This is a genomic window from Aureimonas sp. AU22 (assembly GCF_001463745.1).
In the GTDB taxonomy this organism is placed as follows: domain Bacteria; phylum Pseudomonadota; class Alphaproteobacteria; order Rhizobiales; family Rhizobiaceae; genus Aureimonas.
The window spans coordinates 12,630-28,563 of the sequence record NZ_BBWJ01000021.1 but is presented as its reverse complement, the minus strand read 5'-3'; the positions used below and the strand labels follow the sequence as shown (position 1 = coordinate 28,563).

General features: G+C 71.0%; 16 protein-coding genes. 10 read left to right on the top strand and 6 right to left on the bottom strand.

Annotated elements, in window-relative coordinates:
• The first annotated feature begins 3 nt into the window (after window positions 1-3).
• The gene (locus AUL34_RS08095; protein ID WP_061933043.1) at window positions 4-1,041 is read left to right on the top strand and encodes a methionine ABC transporter ATP-binding protein; all 1,038 of its coding nucleotides are present in this window, start codon (window positions 4-6) and stop codon (window positions 1,039-1,041) included.
• Window positions 1,022-1,678, top strand: a complete 657-nt coding sequence (locus AUL34_RS08090) for a methionine ABC transporter permease (RefSeq protein WP_061933041.1) — start codon at window positions 1,022-1,024, stop codon at window positions 1,676-1,678. The genes AUL34_RS08095 and AUL34_RS08090 overlap by 20 nt, the downstream gene beginning before the upstream one ends.
• 4 nt (window positions 1,679-1,682) lie before the next feature.
• On the opposite strand, the gene AUL34_RS08085 is transcribed toward AUL34_RS08090, so the two are convergent.
• Both AUL34_RS08085 and AUL34_RS08080 read right to left on the bottom strand, forming a co-directional pair.
• The gene (locus AUL34_RS08085; protein WP_061933039.1) at window positions 1,683-2,543 is read right to left on the bottom strand and encodes a glycosyltransferase family 2 protein; all 861 of its coding nucleotides are present in this window, start codon (window positions 2,541-2,543) and stop codon (window positions 1,683-1,685) included.
• On the bottom strand, window positions 2,525-4,603 hold the full coding sequence (locus AUL34_RS08080) for an HAD-IIB family hydrolase (protein WP_061933037.1): 2,079 nt from the start codon (window positions 4,601-4,603) through the stop codon (window positions 2,525-2,527). The genes AUL34_RS08085 and AUL34_RS08080 overlap by 19 nt, the downstream gene beginning before the upstream one ends.
• Before the next feature lie 54 nt (window positions 4,604-4,657).
• Between AUL34_RS08080 and AUL34_RS08075 the strand changes: the two genes are divergently transcribed.
• Together AUL34_RS08075 and AUL34_RS08070 are read left to right on the top strand one after the other, a co-directional pair.
• Window positions 4,658-5,731, top strand: coding sequence for a glycosyltransferase family 4 protein (locus AUL34_RS08075; RefSeq protein WP_061933035.1), 1,074 nt, complete (start codon window positions 4,658-4,660; stop codon window positions 5,729-5,731).
• A complete protein-coding gene (locus AUL34_RS08070) occupies window positions 5,731-6,927 on the top strand; it encodes a glycosyltransferase family 4 protein (protein WP_061933033.1) in 1,197 nt (398 codons plus the stop codon). The genes AUL34_RS08075 and AUL34_RS08070 overlap by 1 nt, the downstream gene beginning before the upstream one ends.
• Here AUL34_RS08070 and AUL34_RS08065 read toward each other — a convergent pair.
• Together AUL34_RS08065 and AUL34_RS08060 are read right to left on the bottom strand one after the other, a co-directional pair.
• Window positions 6,909-7,874 carry a hypothetical protein gene (locus tag AUL34_RS08065; RefSeq protein WP_244492487.1) on the bottom strand — a complete coding sequence of 322 codons (966 nt, stop codon included), beginning with the start codon at window positions 7,872-7,874 and terminating at the stop codon, window positions 6,909-6,911. The genes AUL34_RS08070 and AUL34_RS08065 overlap by 19 nt on opposite strands.
• A complete protein-coding gene (locus tag AUL34_RS08060; protein ID WP_061933029.1) occupies window positions 7,871-8,512 on the bottom strand; it encodes a hypothetical protein in 642 nt (213 codons plus the stop codon). Before AUL34_RS08060 ends, AUL34_RS08065 begins: the two co-directional genes overlap by 4 nt.
• A gap of 194 nt (window positions 8,513-8,706) precedes the next feature.
• Here AUL34_RS08060 and AUL34_RS08055 point away from each other — a divergent pair, with 194 nt between their 5' ends.
• Complete coding sequence (locus tag AUL34_RS08055; RefSeq protein ID WP_061933027.1) at window positions 8,707-9,858, top strand: glycosyltransferase; 1,152 nt, start codon at window positions 8,707-8,709, stop codon at window positions 9,856-9,858.
• Window positions 9,859-9,865: 7 nt separating this feature from the next.
• A complete protein-coding gene (locus tag AUL34_RS08050) occupies window positions 9,866-10,516 on the top strand; it encodes a hypothetical protein (protein WP_061933025.1) in 651 nt (216 codons plus the stop codon).
• Here AUL34_RS08050 and AUL34_RS08045 read toward each other — a convergent pair.
• The gene (locus AUL34_RS08045; RefSeq protein ID WP_061933023.1) at window positions 10,513-11,280 is read right to left on the bottom strand and encodes a MauE/DoxX family redox-associated membrane protein; all 768 of its coding nucleotides are present in this window, start codon (window positions 11,278-11,280) and stop codon (window positions 10,513-10,515) included. The genes AUL34_RS08050 and AUL34_RS08045 overlap by 4 nt on opposite strands.
• Before the next feature lie 74 nt (window positions 11,281-11,354).
• On the opposite strand from AUL34_RS08045, the gene AUL34_RS08040 reads away from it, so the two are divergent.
• The gene (locus AUL34_RS08040; RefSeq protein ID WP_061933021.1) at window positions 11,355-11,765 is read left to right on the top strand and encodes a MerR family DNA-binding protein; all 411 of its coding nucleotides are present in this window, start codon (window positions 11,355-11,357) and stop codon (window positions 11,763-11,765) included.
• Between the two features lie 143 nt (window positions 11,766-11,908).
• Complete coding sequence (locus AUL34_RS08035) at window positions 11,909-12,412, top strand: hypothetical protein (RefSeq protein WP_061933019.1); 504 nt, start codon at window positions 11,909-11,911, stop codon at window positions 12,410-12,412.
• A 6-nt stretch (window positions 12,413-12,418) separates the two neighbouring features.
• On the opposite strand, the gene AUL34_RS08030 is transcribed toward AUL34_RS08035, so the two are convergent.
• Window positions 12,419-12,859 carry a hypothetical protein gene (locus tag AUL34_RS08030; protein ID WP_061933017.1) on the bottom strand — a complete coding sequence of 147 codons (441 nt, stop codon included), beginning with the start codon at window positions 12,857-12,859 and terminating at the stop codon, window positions 12,419-12,421.
• Window positions 12,860-12,996: 137 nt separating this feature from the next.
• Here AUL34_RS08030 and AUL34_RS08025 point away from each other — a divergent pair, with 137 nt between their 5' ends.
• Window positions 12,997-14,034 (top strand): Ldh family oxidoreductase, encoded by a 1,038-nt coding sequence (locus AUL34_RS08025; protein WP_061933015.1) that lies wholly within the window; start codon window positions 12,997-12,999, stop codon window positions 14,032-14,034.
• Window positions 14,035-14,151: 117 nt separating this feature from the next.
• Window positions 14,152-15,876: a diguanylate cyclase gene (locus tag AUL34_RS08020; protein WP_061933013.1), complete on the top strand. Its 1,725-nt coding sequence runs from the start codon at window positions 14,152-14,154 to the stop codon at window positions 15,874-15,876.
• Window positions 15,877-15,934: the final 58 nt, after the last annotated feature.

Genomic DNA, 15,934 nt, shown 5'->3' with positions numbered 1-15,934 from the left:
CTCATGACGCCGTCCCCATCCATCCTGCGCCTGTCGGGCGTCTCCAAGCACTTCGGCGCTCATGCCGCCCTCTCGGACGTCGATCTCGCCGTGGAGCCGGGCGAGATCCTCGGCCTCATCGGGCGAAGCGGCGCCGGCAAGTCGACCCTGATCCGCTGCATCAACGGCCTGGAGCGGCCGGACGCCGGGACGGTGGCGATCGAGGGGCGCGAGATCCAACACTTGAGCGAAAGCGCGCTGAAGCCGGTGCGCCGACGCATCGGCATGGTGTTCCAGCACTTCAATCTCCTCGCCAACCGCACCGCGGCCGAGAACGTCGAGCTGCCGCTGCGCATTGCGGACAGGCCGAAGGCGGAGCGGCAGACACGAGTGCGCGACCTCCTGCAGCTCGTCGGCCTCGCGGGTCGCGAGGACCATTATCCCGCGCAGCTCTCGGGCGGCCAGAAGCAGCGCGTCGGCATCGCGCGGGCGCTGGCCGCGGAGCCGGCGCTCCTCCTGTCCGACGAGGCGACCTCGGCGCTCGACCCCGAGACCACCGAGCAGATCCTGGGGCTCCTCGCCGACATCAACCGGCGTCTCGGCCTCACCATCCTTCTCATCACCCACGAGATGGACGTCGTGCGACGCATCGCCGGGCGCGTCGTCGTTCTGGAGAACGGGCGGATCGCGGAGAGCGGCGAGACCTGGGCGGTCTTCGCCGATCCGCAGGCGTCGGTGACGAAGAGCCTTCTCGGGCACGAGGCGACGGGCCTGCCGCCGGGGCTGGTCCTCGCGCCGGGACCCGGCGGCGAGGCTCTCCTGCGTCTCGACGTCGGAGGCGAGAACGCCGGCGCGCCTCTCCTGTCGGAGCTGGGCCTGCGCTTCGGCGCCTCCGCCCGGCTCGTCGCCGGCGGGATCGAGCCGGTCGGCGGCGTGCCGGTCGGCCGGCTCTTCGTCGGGCTGACGCCGGCTCGGCCGGAGGACCTCGAGCCCATCCTCTCACATCTCTCGGCCTCGACCATTCGCACGGAGTTTCTCGGCCATGTCCGCCGCGCTGACTGACCTCCTCCTGCGCGCGACATGGGAGACGATCCTGATGACAGGCGCCTCGGGCCTCGTGTCGCTCCTCGTCGGCCTGCCGATCGGGCTCCTTCTCACCGTCACCGCCAAGGGCGGCATCCTGGAGGAGCCGTGGACGAACCGCATCCTCGGCGGCCTCGTCAACGCCTTCCGATCGGTGCCCTTCATCATCCTCCTGGTAGCGCTGATCCCGCTGACACGCCTCCTCGTCGGCACCTCGATCGGCACCTATGCCGCCATCGTGCCGCTGTCGATCGCCGCGATCCCCTATTACGCCCGCATCGCCGAGGTCTCGCTTCGCGAGGTGGACCCGAACCTCGTGGAGACGGCGCGCGCCATGGGTGCCGGACGATGGACGATCGTGCGCCATGTCCTCCTGTCGGAGGCGATGCCCGGCCTCGTCTCGGGCTTCGTGGTCACGCTGATCACGCTCATCGGCGCCACGGCGGTGGCGGGCGCGATCGGTGCGGGGGGCCTAGGGGATCTCGCCATCCGCTACGGCTACCAGCGCTTCCAGACCGAGGTCATGGTGGCGGTGGTGGCCGTGCTCGTGGTGCTGGTCTGCGCCCTGCAATGGGCCGGCGACCGGCTTGTCGCGCGGCTCGACCACCGGCGCTGATCCGTCAGGAGAACAGGCGGTCCGCCGCCCCTTCGCCCGACGCCTCCACCTCGGCGGACGAGGGCCGGCGCAGGACGCGGATGGCATCGTCCCGCCAGTCGATCAGCCCGGTGTCGCGGAACTGGCCGAGCCAGTAGTCCATGCACCAGCGCCCGTGCCGCTCGCGAAACAGCTCGGCGTTGCGCAGGATGTGGTCGAAATGGTGGAGCGGCGGCACCCGCACGGGATGGTGCTGGTGATAGCAGCGTGCGTCCGCCGTCCAGAAGAAGGGCAGCCCCGAGGCCGCGAGGCGCACGGCAAAGTCGGTTTCCTCGCCGCCATAGCCGACGAAGCTCTCATCCATGCCGCCGACCGCGCGCCAGCGTTCGGCGGGCAGGGCGAAGGACAGGCCCCAGAGCTCGCCGGCGTTCGGCTCCTCGCGCACGCCCTCCCGCGGCACCGGGGGTTTCGACGGATGGACCGCGCCCAGCCGGTCCAGCCGCGCGAAGTCGAGCCCGCCCGCCGTCGCCCCGGCGGGCAGGTACAGGACCTCGCCGAGGAACAGGCCGTCCCGGGCTTCGGCCGCCTGAAGATAGGCCTCCACCACGGTCGGCGCGGGGATGCAGTCCACGTCGAGGAACACCAGGAGCTCGGAGCGCGCGGCGGCCGCCGCCCGGTTGCGCGCGGCGGCCAGCGGCATCGGCTCGCCCGGCACGACGACGTGGCGCACCGGGCAACCGGGGTCGGGCAGATCGGCGAAGGGCTCGTCCTGCATCCAGGCGATCACGAGTTCGGCCGGCGCACGCGTCTGTCGCGCCAGCCCCTCCATCAGATGGACCAGATGGTCGCGCCGGCCGCGAACCAGCGTCAGCGCGCTGGCTTGCATGCGGCGGCCCTTGCCTTGTCGCGGAAGTGGAGGACGCCCTCGATGACGCCGCGCGCGTGGGTGTTGTGCGCGACATAGGAGTGGCGGAGCGCCGGCATCGCGGCCAGCCCGTCGGAGAAGTTGCCGACGATGATCGCCTGCGGGATGGTGCGCAGCATCTCGATGTCGTTGCCGGAATCGCCGGCCACGAACACGGCATCGGGCGTCAGGCCGAGGCGCGCGCGCACGAAGTCCACCGCCGTACCCTTGGAGGCGCGGATGGGCAGGACGTCGAGATAGCGTCCGTGGCTGTGGATCACCGAGCAGCGCAGGCCCGCCCGCTCCAGCGCGGCGCGCACCTGGCCGACGATGCCCGGCTGGCCTTCGGTGAAGTAGCTGAGCTTGTGCGCGCGCTGCTCCAGCGGCGCCTGCGGCAGAAGGCCCGGCACCTTGGCCAGCACGCGCCGCGCGTCGTCGCGGCTCCAGTCACGCGAGACGATCGCACGCCATTCGGGATCTTGGCTGTAGGTCGTGCCGTTGCGGTCGAGATGGTGGATCTCGGAGCCGACCGAGGAGATGACCACCTGCGGGCGCGGCGCGTCCTGCTGTTCGAGGATCGCCAGCGCCGAATGGAAGGACCGGCCGGTGGCCACCCCGAAGGCGAGGCCGGGCTGGCGCTCGCGCCAGGTCCCGAAGGTGCGGATGCCCTCCGCGCAGCCGACGAGCGTGTTGTCGATGTCGCAGATCAGGAGTTGCTCCGGATGCGCCGCGCCCGCGCCCTCCACTGCCAGGGAGGCGAGGAGCGCGTGGTAGCGCTCCGAATGGCGGGTCCAGTCGTAGGCGCCCGCGACGGATGCGCCCGCCGCGGCGAAGCGGGCGCGCAGATCGGCGTCCGACAGGATCTTGAGGGCGCCTTCAGCGATCGCCGCGTCCGAGCGCGGGTTCACCAGGATGCCGTTGCCGCACATCTCGACGATGTCGTTCGGCCCGCCGGAATCGGTGGCGACCAGCGGCAGGCCGGCAGCGGAGGCTTCCAAGAGCGTCAGGCCGAAGGGCTCGTTCAAAGCCGGATTGACGAAGATGCCGCCGCGCTCGCGCGCATGGGCGTAGATCGCCGGCACGTCCTCCGGGCGATGCTGCTTGGGATAGGCGACGCGCCCGTAGAGGTCGTAGCGGTCGATCAGGGCGAGGATCTCGGCGACCGTCACCGCCATGTCCCCGTCGAGCGCAGCATAGTCCTCGCGCGTGCCGGCGAAGATCACGAGATTGGCCGCGGCCTGCAGGGCCGGGCTCTCGCCGTAGGCGCGCACCAGCGCCGCGAGGTTCTTCTTGGCCACCGGCCGGGCGAGCGCCAGGATCACCGGCTTTTCGGGCTCGCGCAGGAAACGGGCGATGGAGGCGTCGACGCGCACGCAGGTCGGCGCGCCGGCAAAGCGCGTGAGATCGCTGCCGGGCGCCAGGATCCGGATGCGGCCGGGCTCATAGGACCGGTAGCCCGCCCATTGCACCTCGGCCTCGTCGCGCGAGGAGGCGATCACCAGGGCGGCGCGTTCCAGCGCCGCGTTCTCGGCCTCGATGCGCCGGTCGAGCGCCGCGTCCGCGCCGGCCGGAAGGCCCATCGCCTCGCGCTTGACGAGACCCAGCGAATGGGCGGTGAAGACGAAGGGAATGCCGAGCCGCGCCTCGACGATCGCGGCGACCGAGGCGGCATCGGCGTAGTGCGCGTGGATCACGGCGGGGCGCTGGTCCTGCGCTTCGATGAAGGCGACGAGGCCGTCCGCGAAGCTCTCGACCTCGGTGTGGAGCGCCTCCTTCTCGAGATAGCCGGGGTGGTCGGTCCAGAAGCGGACGATCTCGGTCTTCCCGTCGATCCGCTCGGCCCCTTGGGCGTAGTCGCCCCCGAGCCGGGCGTCCTCGAAGCGACGCGTCGCCACCACGATGCGGCTCACCGCGGGGTCGGCGGCCGAAGCCTCGACGAGGTCGAGGAGATAGCGGATATGGCCGCCCGTATCGGCCGTCAGGCCATATTCCACGTCTCTTGCGCGCAGACACCCTTGAAGTGCGACGTGAAGAATGAACATGGCTCTCTCCAACCCTTGACGCAAAAACACACAAACAGATCAGAGCAACGGTTCATGCAGGCAAATCCAGCGGCGACCCATCGAAAAAATATCCGAGTCGCCCAAGTTGCTCCGACAATATTTCCCGTGCCACCCAAAGATCACGGCGGGACCGAGAGAGTCATTCACGATCTCTCCATTGCGCTGCGCAACCTCGGAGTCGAGGTAACGCTTCTCGCCCCATCGGACAGTGCGACAGATGTACGCCGGGTCGGAATCTGGCCGAGTTTGTTTAGCTTGGAAACGACCCACGGCACCGTTCCGCCGTCGATCCCCGCCGTTCTCGAAGCGGCGCGCATGGAGGACCTGCGGCTGCGTCTGGACGAGTTCGACATCGTCCATTGCCACGGCGAATTCTTCCACGCCGCGCTTCTGGGCGAACGGCGCCGGCACAGCCTCACCACCATCCACTGGCGGGTGGACGAACTCGACCGCGCCATCTTCTTCGAGACCTTTCCCGACCTGCCCGTCGCCGCGATCTCGGCGGCGCAAGGCGCCATGCTGCCCGCCTCCAACCGGGCGGGCGTCGTCCACCACGGCATCGCAGAAGACCGCTACGCGCCGGGCGACGGGGCCGGCGGCTACCTCGCCTTCGTCGGCCGCATGACCGACCAGAAGCGGCCCGACCGGGCGATCCGCGTCGCCGACGCCGCCGGTCGCCCGATCCGCCTCGCCGGAACGATCGATGTGGGCAATCCCACCTATTTCGAGCGCGAGGTGCGCCCGCTCCTGTCCGATGCCGCGACCTATGTCGGGCCGCTCGGCGACACCGCGAAGGGCGAACTCCTCGGCGGCGCCGAGGCGCTGCTTTTCCCTGTCGACTGGCCGGAGCCATTCGGCCTCGTGATGATCGAGGCCATGGCCTGCGGCACGCCCGTCGTCGCCTGGGACCGGGGATCGGTGCGCGAGATCGTCGAGGACGGGGTGACCGGCTTCGTGGTGTCGTCCGAGGAGGAGGCCGTCGCGGGCGTCGCGCGGGCGAGGCGGCTCGACCGGGCGGGCGTTCGACGGCGCTTCGAGGAACGCTTCACCGCCGCGCGCATGGCCCGCGACTATCTCGCCCTCTACCACAAGCTCCTGGAGGCCTGATGCGCACCGCTCTCATCGCCTGGGACTACCCGCCGGCCCCGAGCGGCCTGTCCACCGCCGCGCGCGAGATCGCCGAGAGCCTCGTGGCCTGCGGGGCGGAGGTGACCGTCGTGACGCTCGACCGGAAGGGCGTGTCGGACGCGAGGGGCGTGAGCATCGTCGGCGCCGAGCCCGCTGCGGGCGGCGGGATCGCGCGCCTCCGGCTCTGGGGCGGCGTCGGGCATCTCGCCGCCCCGCTCGCCGTGCGACGCGCGATCCTCGCCGAGCATGTCAGCCGGCCCTTCGACGTCGTGGAAGCGACCAACTGGTACGCCCCTGCCGCGCTTCTCGCCCGGCGCCCGCCCATGGCGCTGGTCACGCGCAACTCGACGCCGGCCGCCTTCTCGCGCGATCTGGCGACCCGTGCTCGCGACCGCTTCGACGGATGGGCGGCGGACCGGCTGGAGGCCGCCCAGGCGCGCGGCAGCCATGGGCTGATCTCCAACACCGCCGATCACGGACGGCGTATCGCGGCCGAGTACGGCCTGATCGAAGGCGATCGGCCCCATGCCGTGATCGGCCTCAGCCTCGCGCCCGCGATGCTGGTGCGCGCCCGGGCGGCCTCCTATCCCGAAACACGGGACGGCGAGCCGATCCGCATCCTCTTCGTCGGACGCCCGGAGCATCGCAAGGGTTTCGATGCGATTCTGGGTGCGGCGGAGATCCTCAGGCGGGAAGCGGATGCCGGCTCGCTGCCCGGCTTTGCGATCCGGCTCGCCGGCGTCGATGCGGAGGCGCTCGAACCCGCCGGGCCAGGCGAGCGGTCGCGCTTCGTCCCGCTCGGCCGGGTCCCCGAAGCCGATCTCGCGCGCGAGTACGAGGCGGCCCATGCCGTGCTGGCGCCCTCGCGCTACGAAAGCTTCGGCCTCGTCTACCAGGAGGGCATGGCCTACGGTCGTCCGATGGTGGCTTCCAACGAGGACGCCAGCGCACGCGCGTTCGTCGGCACGACCGGAGCCGGCTCGATGGCGCGCGAGACGACCCCGGCCGCGCTCGCCGACGCCCTGCGTCCGGTGATCCGCGATCCCGCCCTGCGCGACAGCTTGCGCGAGCGTGCGCTCCTTGCCGCCGGTCGGTTCACACGTGAAACATTGGGACGGGAGACGCTGGCTCTCTACGAGGAGGCGATCGCCCGCTTTCAGTCCCGGAAGGGCTGAAGCAGCGCCTGCGCCTCCCCCAGGCGCCCGCCTCCCGGCACCATGGCCTCGTAGGCCTGCGAGCGCGTCTCGACCCGCGCGCGCTCGAGGTGGTGGTCGATCGTGCCGTGAAGCGAGAGGACGCTGCGCTGCCACGGCCGCTCGGGCCGCTCGTGGACGCGCCCGGTGAAGCGCGTCTCTCGCCGGTTCAACCGGTACTGCGTGTCGGGATAAAGATCGGCCGCGACGCCGTCCACGAGGTTGCGCCGGGGAAGACCCACCGACACGGCGTCGCCCGCATCGGCCAGCCCGGCCAGCGCCGGCAGCAGCGCGGCGGCGTCCGGGTCCAGCGTCTCGTCCGTGTCGAGCTGCAGCATCCAGGGGCTCGGCGACAGGTCCTGGAGCGCGTTGCGCTGGGCCGCGAAGTCGCCGTCCATGTCACGCCGCGAGACCAGCACCCGGTCCTCCGGCTGCAGGTCCGGGCCCGCCCCATCGGCCAGGATCACGATGCCGGACGCCCAGCGCAGATGCGCGCGCAGGTGCCCGAGCGCGCCCTCCCATTCCCCGGACCGGCACATCACGCCGATCGCGACCTCCGGCCCCTCGCCCGGCACCATGTCCGACAGCTGGCCTTCGGCGGCTAGGTCGGAATGGGGTCGGCCGAGCGCCCGGCGTTGCGCCTCGCCGACGGGAGACGCCGCGCGGCGCCAGCGCGTGGCCGCCGTGCGCAACGTGTAGGGATCGAGGCCGTAGGGCGCGTCCCGGCCAAGAGCGAACACCTCGCCGGAGAGCGCCTCGCCGAGATGCGCGAGTGCCGCCGGGCCTTCGGCCCCGTCGGTCAGCACGCCGCAGGAGCCGCAGGCGAGCGCGAAGCGTCGCCGGAAGCCGCCGGGCCAGCGGAGCGCGCGGGTCGTCGGCGCGAGCATGCGCGCCGCGCACAGGAAGCAGCGGGCCGGATGCGCGCTCACGCGGCCAGGGGCGCGGCGAGCGGATGAAGCCGAAGCAGGCCGCCGGCCGCCATGGCCTCGAACCAGCGCCGCTCGCGCATCCAGTCGTGGCCGTCCCAGCCGGCGAAGCCGAAGCCGTAGACGTCGATCTCCACCGTGCTGGCGTAGCGGCACAGGAGGTGCAGCGAGACGAGGAACCCGGTGCTCGGCGGCTGTGGCGGGCGCCCGGGCACGTGGACGAGCGAGACCGCCTCGCGGTGGACGGTGGACGGCAGGACGGCGACGGGAACACCGAGGGTGCCGAGACGCGCCTCGGCCTCCGCGGTCCAGTCGCGCCCGTCCTCGCCCTGCGGAACGGTTGACGGCGGCTTGCGGGCGAAGGGGAACAGGAAGCTGCCGGCGGCCCGCACGGCCGGGCGGTCGAGGAAGCCCGGATCCTCCAGCCATTCGCGCATCTGGCCGCCGTGGTTGACGAGGGCGAGATGGGTGACGCGGCTTCCCGTCGTCTCGCCGAAGCCGGCCGCGTTGTTGAAGCGGACCACCCAGTCGGCCGCGTCGATGGCGGCGGCGCGGTCGCCCGTTTCGGGCGCATTGCCGACGATCGCGATGCGGCGGGGCGTGCGTCGAAGATCCGCGCCGCTCGCGCGCCAGCTTTCCATCGTCCGACCCGCCCCTTAGCCAGCCACTCTTTCCTCGTCACACCGTAAGTGCTTCGCGGCAAGGCGAAGGGAAGAGCGCCGGCGCGTCAAGTCGACCGGAGGTGATGACGAATGCGTGGCGAGACATAGGTTTCCCCGTCTTGCCATCGACCGGACGGGGGGTCCGGTTCCTGAAGCCGTGGGGGCCGTCCGCCTTGCCGAAGCCGATCTCCTTCTTCGTTCACCACCAGGGGCGCGGCCACGCGAACCGCACGATGGCCCTCGTATCCGAATTCTCGGCCACGCGGCCGGTCTCGGTGCTGACCGCCGGCCCGCACCTCTTCGACGGCTTCTCCCGCGACATCGAGATCGTGCCCCTGCCCAACATGATCGGCGCCGGCGTGCCGACTCCGCGCCTTTACGCCGAGCCGACGCCGCAGGTGATGCACTGCGTGCCGCTCGGCCTTGCCGAAATGCGCCGCACGATGCGCACCATCCTCGAGCATCTCGACGAACGCGAGGTCGGCCTCTTCGTGGTGGACGTCTCGTCCGAGATCGCGCTCCTGTCGCGCATCGCCAGCGTTCCGGCGGTGCAGATCCGCATGCACGGCGACCGCTCCGACATCGGCCATATCGGCTCCTACGAGGCGTCGGTCGGCATGCTCGCCCCTTTCGACGAGCGGTTGGAGCAGGACGACTACCCCGCCCATCTCCGGGCCAAGACCTTCTATTCCGGTGGTCTCTGCACCACGCTCGACGCGGTGCCGGACAAGGCCGAGGCACGCCGCCGGCTGGGGCTGGATCCCGTGCGCGAGATCATCGTCACCGTGACGGGCGGCGGGGGCAGCGGCACCCCTTACGCGCCGCTGACGGTCGCCGCGCGCGCGGCACCCGACGCGCTCTGGCTGACGCTCGGCCCCACCCATCGCGAGGGCCACGAGACCGACTTCTCGAACTTACGCGAACTCGGCTGGGTGCCCGGCGTCACCGACTATCTCGCCGCCGCCGACATCGTCCTCGCGTCCGCCGGCGACAACACGATCCACGAGATCGCGCGCGTCGGCGCCAAGCTCATCGTCATGCCGGAATGGCGCTACTTCGGCGAGCAGACCCGCAAGGCCGAGGCGCTGGTGAAGCTCGGCGCGGCGGTGACGGCGCCCGCCTGGCCGGGCGATCTCCAGGGCTGGCAGGCGCTTTTGGCAGAGGCCCGCGCGCTCGACGGCGAGACCATCCGCACCCTTCACGAGCCGGAGGCGGCGCACCGCGCCGCCGGCTGGCTGGAAGGGCTGACGGACGAGCTTTGGGACGGCGCAACCGTCTCGGGGGGCGAAACCGAGCCGGCTCCCGTTCTCAAGGTCGTCGGCTGATCCCGTCATGGCGACGCTTCTGACGGTGCTGCGCGGCGGCGGGCGCTACGACGGCCTCTGGGTGCAGCGCCTCGCCAAAGGAGCGCGGCGCCATGCGCCGGCCTTCACCCGCATCCTCTGCCTGACGGACCTGGACCTCGACGTCGACGGCGTGGAGGCGGTGCCGCTCCGGCACGACTGGCCGGCGTGGTGGTCCAAGATGGAGGCGTTCCGGCCGGGGCTCTCCCAGGGCACCACCGTGCTCTGCGACCTCGACACGGTGTTGGCGGGCGACGCCTCGGCGCTCGCCGAGCCGGGTCTAGCGGCGATGGAGGACTATTTCCTGAAGGGCCGCGTCTCAACCGCGCTCCTGCGCTGGGACGGCGACGAACTCGGCGATCTCTACGAGACCTTCGCCGCCGACCCCGGGCGCTGGATGCGGCCGGGATCCTGCGGGTCCGTGCCGAACAGCGTCCATGGCGATCAGGTCGTGGTGGATCATCTCTTGCGCAAGTCGGCGCGCCTGCCGCCCTTCTTCCAGGCGCGCCATCCCGGCCTTCTCGACTTCTACGATCCCGCGACGCAAGAGCCCGGCCCCGTCGTGATCTTCATCGGCGACTCCAAGCCCGACCGGGCCGGTGAGCCGATCCGCTCGCTCTGGCGAGGAGACACGCCTTAGGGGAAAGCGTGGACGCCCATCCACAGCGCCATCGCGATCATCATCAGGTTCTCGGTCAGCGACACGAAGCCGAGCGGCACGTTGAAGGAACCGCCGACGCAGGCGCATTTCAGCTCGCGCCGGTCAAGGTAGACCGCCTTGAACACCGAGACGGCGCCCACGGTCCCGATGAAGAGGGCGATCGGCACGGACAGGAAGGTCAGCGCCCCCGCCAGCATCAGGACGCCCGCCAGTCCTTCGGCGAAGGGATAGATGTAGGAGTAGGGCACCCAGCGCTTGGCCAGGAGGTCGTAGTTCAGGAACATCGTGGCGAAGCTCTCGACGTTCTGAAGCTTCTGGAGCGCCAGCAGGCACATGGCGACGGCGATGAACCATTCGATCGTGCGCGCCGTGAAGGGGGTGCCGAGCGCGGCCTGGCCGATGGCGAGCGCCATGAGGGCGCTGGATCCGAAGATCGCGACGACCGGCTTGTAGGTCGTGGCCTTGGGGTCGGCGACCGCCTTGCCGAAAAAGCGGCGGGTGTCGTCGTAGCCGCCGATCCGCTCGCCGTCGATGAAGATCTGCGGCGTCGTCTTCACGCCGTGCTCGGCCTTGAAGGCGTCCACCTCCTCGCGCGTGCGCAACGGGTGGTCTTCCACCGCGTAGCCCTGCCGCTTCAGAAGGTCCAGCGCCTTCAGACCGTAGGGGCAGGTGTGCTTTTCCATCACCATGCGATGGATCGCGGCGCGGCGGGGGTGGGCGGTGGCGGTGGCGGTGGCGGACATGGGGCGGCTTTCGGGTTGCTGAAGGCTGAGGCCGCACCCCATATAGCGTCCGTACCAGGGTACGGAGTCAAGCCATGACGGAATGGACCATCGCGGGTCTCGCGCGTGAGGCAGGCGTCGGCGTCGAGACTGTCCGCTACTACCAGCGCCGCGGTCTCCTGCCCGAGCCCGAGCGCCCCGCCGGCCCCGGCTCGGCCGGCGGCTTCCGGCGCTACGGCGCGGCGGAGGCCGGTCGCCTGCGCTTTATCCGGGCCGCCAAGGCGGCCGGGTTCACGCTGGAGGAGATCGGCGAACTCCTTCGGCTCGATGCCGTCAGCGACCGCCGAAGGGCGCGTGAACTTGCGGAAGCGCGCGTACGCGCGCTCGACGCACGGATCGCCGAACTTCAGTCCGCACGGGACACGCTGGCACGTCTGGCGACGCGATGCCGGACGGGCGCAGACGGCCCCTGCCCGATCGTCGCCTCGCTGGCGGAAGGCGGCTAGAGCATCTCCAGCGAAAGCCGTTGCGGCTTCTGCGTCCGGACAATGCGGCTGACAGACCGACCAGTCCCCGCCGCCGCAGTCTGCATCGATTTCCCGCAGTGATCGTTGGTTCGCCATTGGCGGCGCGGCAGCGGGACGAGACGATGACCGAAACGGCGGAGAAGACCGATCCCGGGCTCTGGGAAAAGGTGAAGCGCAAGGTGAAGAAGGGCTCCAAGGGCGGCAAGCCGGGCGAATGGTCGGCTCGCAAGGCGCAGCTCGCGGTCCACGATTACAAGGCCGAGGGCGGCGGCTACGAGGGCGCCAAGTCCGAACGCAACAGCCTTCACCAATGGACCGAGGAGGACTGGGGAACCCGGTCCGGGAAACAAAGCGGCAAGACGGGCGAGCGATACCTGCCGAAGGACGCGCGCGAGCACCTGACGGACGAGGAGTACGCTCGAACCACCGCCAAGAAGCGGCGCGACGCCAAGAAGGGCAAACTGTTCTCCGCGCAGCCGACCGACGTCGCGAAGAAGACGGCACCGTTCCGCAAAGACGGTCATGAAGCGAGCAAGGCGGACCTCTACGAGGAGGCGAAGCGGCGCGACATCAAGGGCCGCTCCTCGATGACCAAGGCGCAGCTCGAACGGGCCCTGACCGCCTGAACGGGATCAGAAGTCGCCAAGACTCAGCTGCGGCGAGGACTGGGCGGGCGCACGGCGTTTGGGCGCCGCGGGCGCCTTCGCGCCGGGCGGCGGAGCGGCCTGTGCGGCGGCGGGACGGCGCATGCGTTTCAGCGCCGCATCGCGCGCCTTGGCTTCGGGCGCGTCCGGATTCTCCGTCAGCCATTTGCCGCGCTTGATTACCTCGTTCACGCGGCCCTGGTTGACGCCGAGCTGGAAGGCGATCTCCTGCTGCGTCTGGCCCGTGGTCTCGTGCAAATGCAGGATCTGGCGCGCGAGATCGGGCGTCATCTTGCGGCCCGTCACGCGCCGGGCGGGCGACGCCAGACGCTTGGCCTTGTCGCGCTTCTTCAGCAACTCCAGAACATCCAGCGCCGAGCGCAGGCCATGGGCCTTCAGCGCATCCTCGAACTCCTTGAGCGTCGTCACGAAGACCTCTCCCGAACCCGCGTTTCCAGGAAGAAACTGAGGCGTTTCAACGCGTTCTTCAAGGGCTCGGGTCTCGCGGGACTTCCGATGGGCCGCCGCGTCGCGTATGCGCTGGCGGCGAACCGGAAGGAGACGGCATGGCGGACGCGGCGACCACCCTCGATTTCGAAGCGCTCGGCGAGCGGATCGGCGCGATCCTGCGCCGTGGCGGCCTTTCGGACCTCCATGCCCGGGCGCTGGCGCGCGTCATCGCGGCCGGCGAGCGCGACGGCGCCAAGTCGCACGGGATCTACCGGATCGAGGGCTGCCTGCGCACGCTGAAGGCGGGCAAGGTGTCGCCCGACGCCGTGCCGGACCTCGTGGACGACGGCTCCGGCATCATCCGGGTGCTGGCCGGCGGCGCCTTCTCGCCCGCCGCCTTCGCGCTCGGCGTCCCGCGCCTTGCCGAGCGCGCACGCACGCATGGGCTCGCCGCCCTCGTTCTCAACGACTGCGTCCATTTCTCGGCCCTCTGGCCGGAGGTCGAGGCGCTGGCGGACGAGGGACTGGCGGCGCTCGCGCTCTGCCCGAGCTATGCGACCGTGGCCCCGGTGGGCGGCACGCGCCCGCTTCTGGGCACCAACCCCTTCGCCTTCGCCTGGCCCCGACCGGACGGCCCCCCTTACGTCTTCGATTTCGCCACCTCGGTCGCCGCGCGCGGCGAGATCGAGCTGCATCGCCGGGCGGGCCGCCCCCTGCCCGAAGGCTGGGCGATCGACGAGGACGGCGCGCCGACCACGGATCCGGCGGCGGCGCTGGCCGGCGCCATGCTGCCGTTCGGCGGCCACAAGGGCTCCGCGATCTCCACCATGGTGGAACTCCTGGCCGGCGCGATGATCGGCGACCTCACCAGCCGGGGGGCGCTCGACGCCCTCGGCACCACGACGCTCGCGCCCCGCCACGGCGAGCTGATCCTGGCGTTCAGCCCCGAACGCTTCGCCGCCGGGCGGCCGGGCGACCCGTTCGCGGCGGGCGAGAGCCTCTTCGCCGCGATCCTGGCGCAAGGCGCGCGGCTGCCCTCGCAGCGCCGCTTCGCGGCGCGTCGGAGTTCGGAGCGCGAGGGGATCGCCCTCACGGCCGACGAGGTGGCGATGCTGGACAGGCTGGAGACGCTGGGCCTCGACGCCGTGTCCTGATCCACCTGCGCGCGAACCCATCGCCCGAATGCCGAGGGGAGAAGAAATCGCGGCGTGGCAACGGATCGGCGAGGATTTGACCGTAAGGTTCGGGTCGAACCACGACGGACCCCGCCGATGAAGCCCAGACTGCAGCGCATCATGAGGGTCGGCGTTGCCGCCGTCTTGATCGCCGGCGTGCTCGCGGCGGCGGTCGTGACGTCCCGGCAGCTCATCGCCTATCGCCAGCGCGAGCAGGCGCTGATGCAGTTCGAGCATTTCTCCGCCTCGATCCAGCTCATGGGCGCGACGTCGACCGAGCGGGGCCTTTCCGTCCTGTCGATGAGCGCGACCGCGGACTCCGCCGACATGCGTGCCCAGCTCGAGAGCGCGAGGGCGGAGGTCGACAGATTGCTCGCCGGGGTTCTCGCCCTGACGGGCGACGAGGGCGACCACGGCGACATCCTGCGGGATGACGCCGCCTCCTTCCGGCACATCCTGACCGAAGGCCGTCGCCACGTCGACGACCAGTTGCGCGCCGGGCCCGGCAAACGGGCGTCGCGCGACATCGAGGACGCCGTCCGAACGATCTACGACGCGGCGAGCCAGGCGCAGCTTCTGCGCGACGACCTCGGCGAGATCCTGATCGGGCTGACGCCCGACCTCACCCCCTTCATGACGGCGGCCTCGGCTGCGAGCGACCTTCGCGAGTACGCCGGACGCATCCGCTCACTCGTGGTGATCCGTATCAACGCGGGCGAGCGGCCGAGCCCGGAGGCCGCGGCCGAATTCTCGTCCATGCTGGCGCTGACCGACATCCTGCAGCGGCAGATCGAGCACTACGCCGCCCCGTTCATCGACGACCCGGCCATCGACCGTGCGGTGCATGCGATCACCTTCGCCTACTTCGCCGACGCGCGGGCCCACGCCGAGACCGTGTTCGCCAACACCGGCGGGGGCACGTCGGCGGGCGTGGAGGCCTTCAACGAGCGCTACACCCCGGCGATCCGGACCACGGAGGCACTGCGCGAGAGGATCCTGGACGCCGGCCGCGCCCGGCTGGAGGCGGCCCGGGACCAGGCCTTGCGCCTGGCGGCCTTGTGCTTCATCGGCGCCGTCGTCGGCAGTCTCGTGGCGATCGCCTCGCTCGTGCTCTTCGATCGCGGCGTCTTCCGGCCGCTCGTGCTCGCGCGCGAGCGCATGGCGCGCATACTGGAAGGCGATCTCGACGCCGCCACGGCGGGCACCTCCGCGTCCTTTCTCGAGATGACGGAGCTCGACCGCGACATCGAGACGCTGCGTCGCCAGCAGCTCGACCTCAGACGCCTGGAGCGCGAGCGCGAGGTCATGTCGCGCGAGTTGAGGCGCCTGGCCACCACCGACCCCCTCACCGGCCTGATGAACCGGCGCGCCTTCGAGGACAGGGTCGCCGCGATCTTCGAGGACCCTCTCGCCCTCGGGGCCGGGCTCGGCATCGTGATGATCGACATCGACCACTTCAAGTCGATCAACGACCGGTTCGGACACGGCATCGGCGATGCGGTGCTGCGCGGGTTCGGCCGTTTCCTCCTCGGCGAGCTTCCGCCCGGCGGGCATGTCGCGCGGTTCGGCGGCGAGGAGTTCATGATGGCGGTCGCCGACATCGACCGGCAGACCCTGCGCGTGCGCGTCGAGGCCCTGCGCGCCCGGCTGGAGGCCGCGGCGATCCTGCCCGAACCGCGTCTGCAGATCACGGCGAGCTTCGGCATCCACTGGGCTCCGGCCGGCGGCCGTCTCGACTGGGACGAGTTCCATCGCCTCGCCGACGGCTCTCTCTACGAGGCCAAGCGCGCCGGGCGGAACCGGGTCGCCGCCAGCGCCTGAGGTCGGCAGCGCCGCCGGGTCAAGGCGGGCGTGCCCGGTGCTTTTCCCCGCGCATGGG

What these genes read in the sequence shown, in the direction of transcription:
- AUL34_RS08095 (WP_061933043.1), top strand. Translation starts at nt 4, where the DNA reads ATGACGCCGTCCCCATCCATCCTGCGCCTGTCGGGCGTCTCCAAGCAC.
- AUL34_RS08090 (WP_061933041.1), top strand. Translation starts at nt 1,022, where the DNA reads ATGTCCGCCGCGCTGACTGACCTCCTCCTGCGCGCGACATGGGAGACG.
- AUL34_RS08085 (WP_061933039.1), bottom strand. Translation starts at nt 2,543, where the DNA reads ATGCAAGCCAGCGCGCTGACGCTGGTTCGCGGCCGGCGCGACCATCTG.
- AUL34_RS08080 (WP_061933037.1), bottom strand. Translation starts at nt 4,603, where the DNA reads ATGTTCATTCTTCACGTCGCACTTCAAGGGTGTCTGCGCGCAAGAGAC.
- AUL34_RS08075 (WP_061933035.1), top strand. Translation starts at nt 4,658, where the DNA reads ATGCAGGCAAATCCAGCGGCGACCCATCGAAAAAATATCCGAGTCGCC.
- AUL34_RS08070 (WP_061933033.1), top strand. Translation starts at nt 5,731, where the DNA reads ATGCGCACCGCTCTCATCGCCTGGGACTACCCGCCGGCCCCGAGCGGC.
- AUL34_RS08060 (WP_061933029.1), bottom strand. Translation starts at nt 8,512, where the DNA reads ATGGAAAGCTGGCGCGCGAGCGGCGCGGATCTTCGACGCACGCCCCGC.
- AUL34_RS08050 (WP_061933025.1), top strand. Translation starts at nt 9,866, where the DNA reads ATGGCGACGCTTCTGACGGTGCTGCGCGGCGGCGGGCGCTACGACGGC.
- AUL34_RS08045 (WP_061933023.1), bottom strand. Translation starts at nt 11,280, where the DNA reads ATGTCCGCCACCGCCACCGCCACCGCCCACCCCCGCCGCGCCGCGATC.
- AUL34_RS08040 (WP_061933021.1), top strand. Translation starts at nt 11,355, where the DNA reads ATGACGGAATGGACCATCGCGGGTCTCGCGCGTGAGGCAGGCGTCGGC.
- AUL34_RS08035 (WP_061933019.1), top strand. Translation starts at nt 11,909, where the DNA reads ATGACCGAAACGGCGGAGAAGACCGATCCCGGGCTCTGGGAAAAGGTG.
- AUL34_RS08025 (WP_061933015.1), top strand. Translation starts at nt 12,997, where the DNA reads ATGGCGGACGCGGCGACCACCCTCGATTTCGAAGCGCTCGGCGAGCGG.
- AUL34_RS08020 (WP_061933013.1), top strand. Translation starts at nt 14,152, where the DNA reads ATGAAGCCCAGACTGCAGCGCATCATGAGGGTCGGCGTTGCCGCCGTC.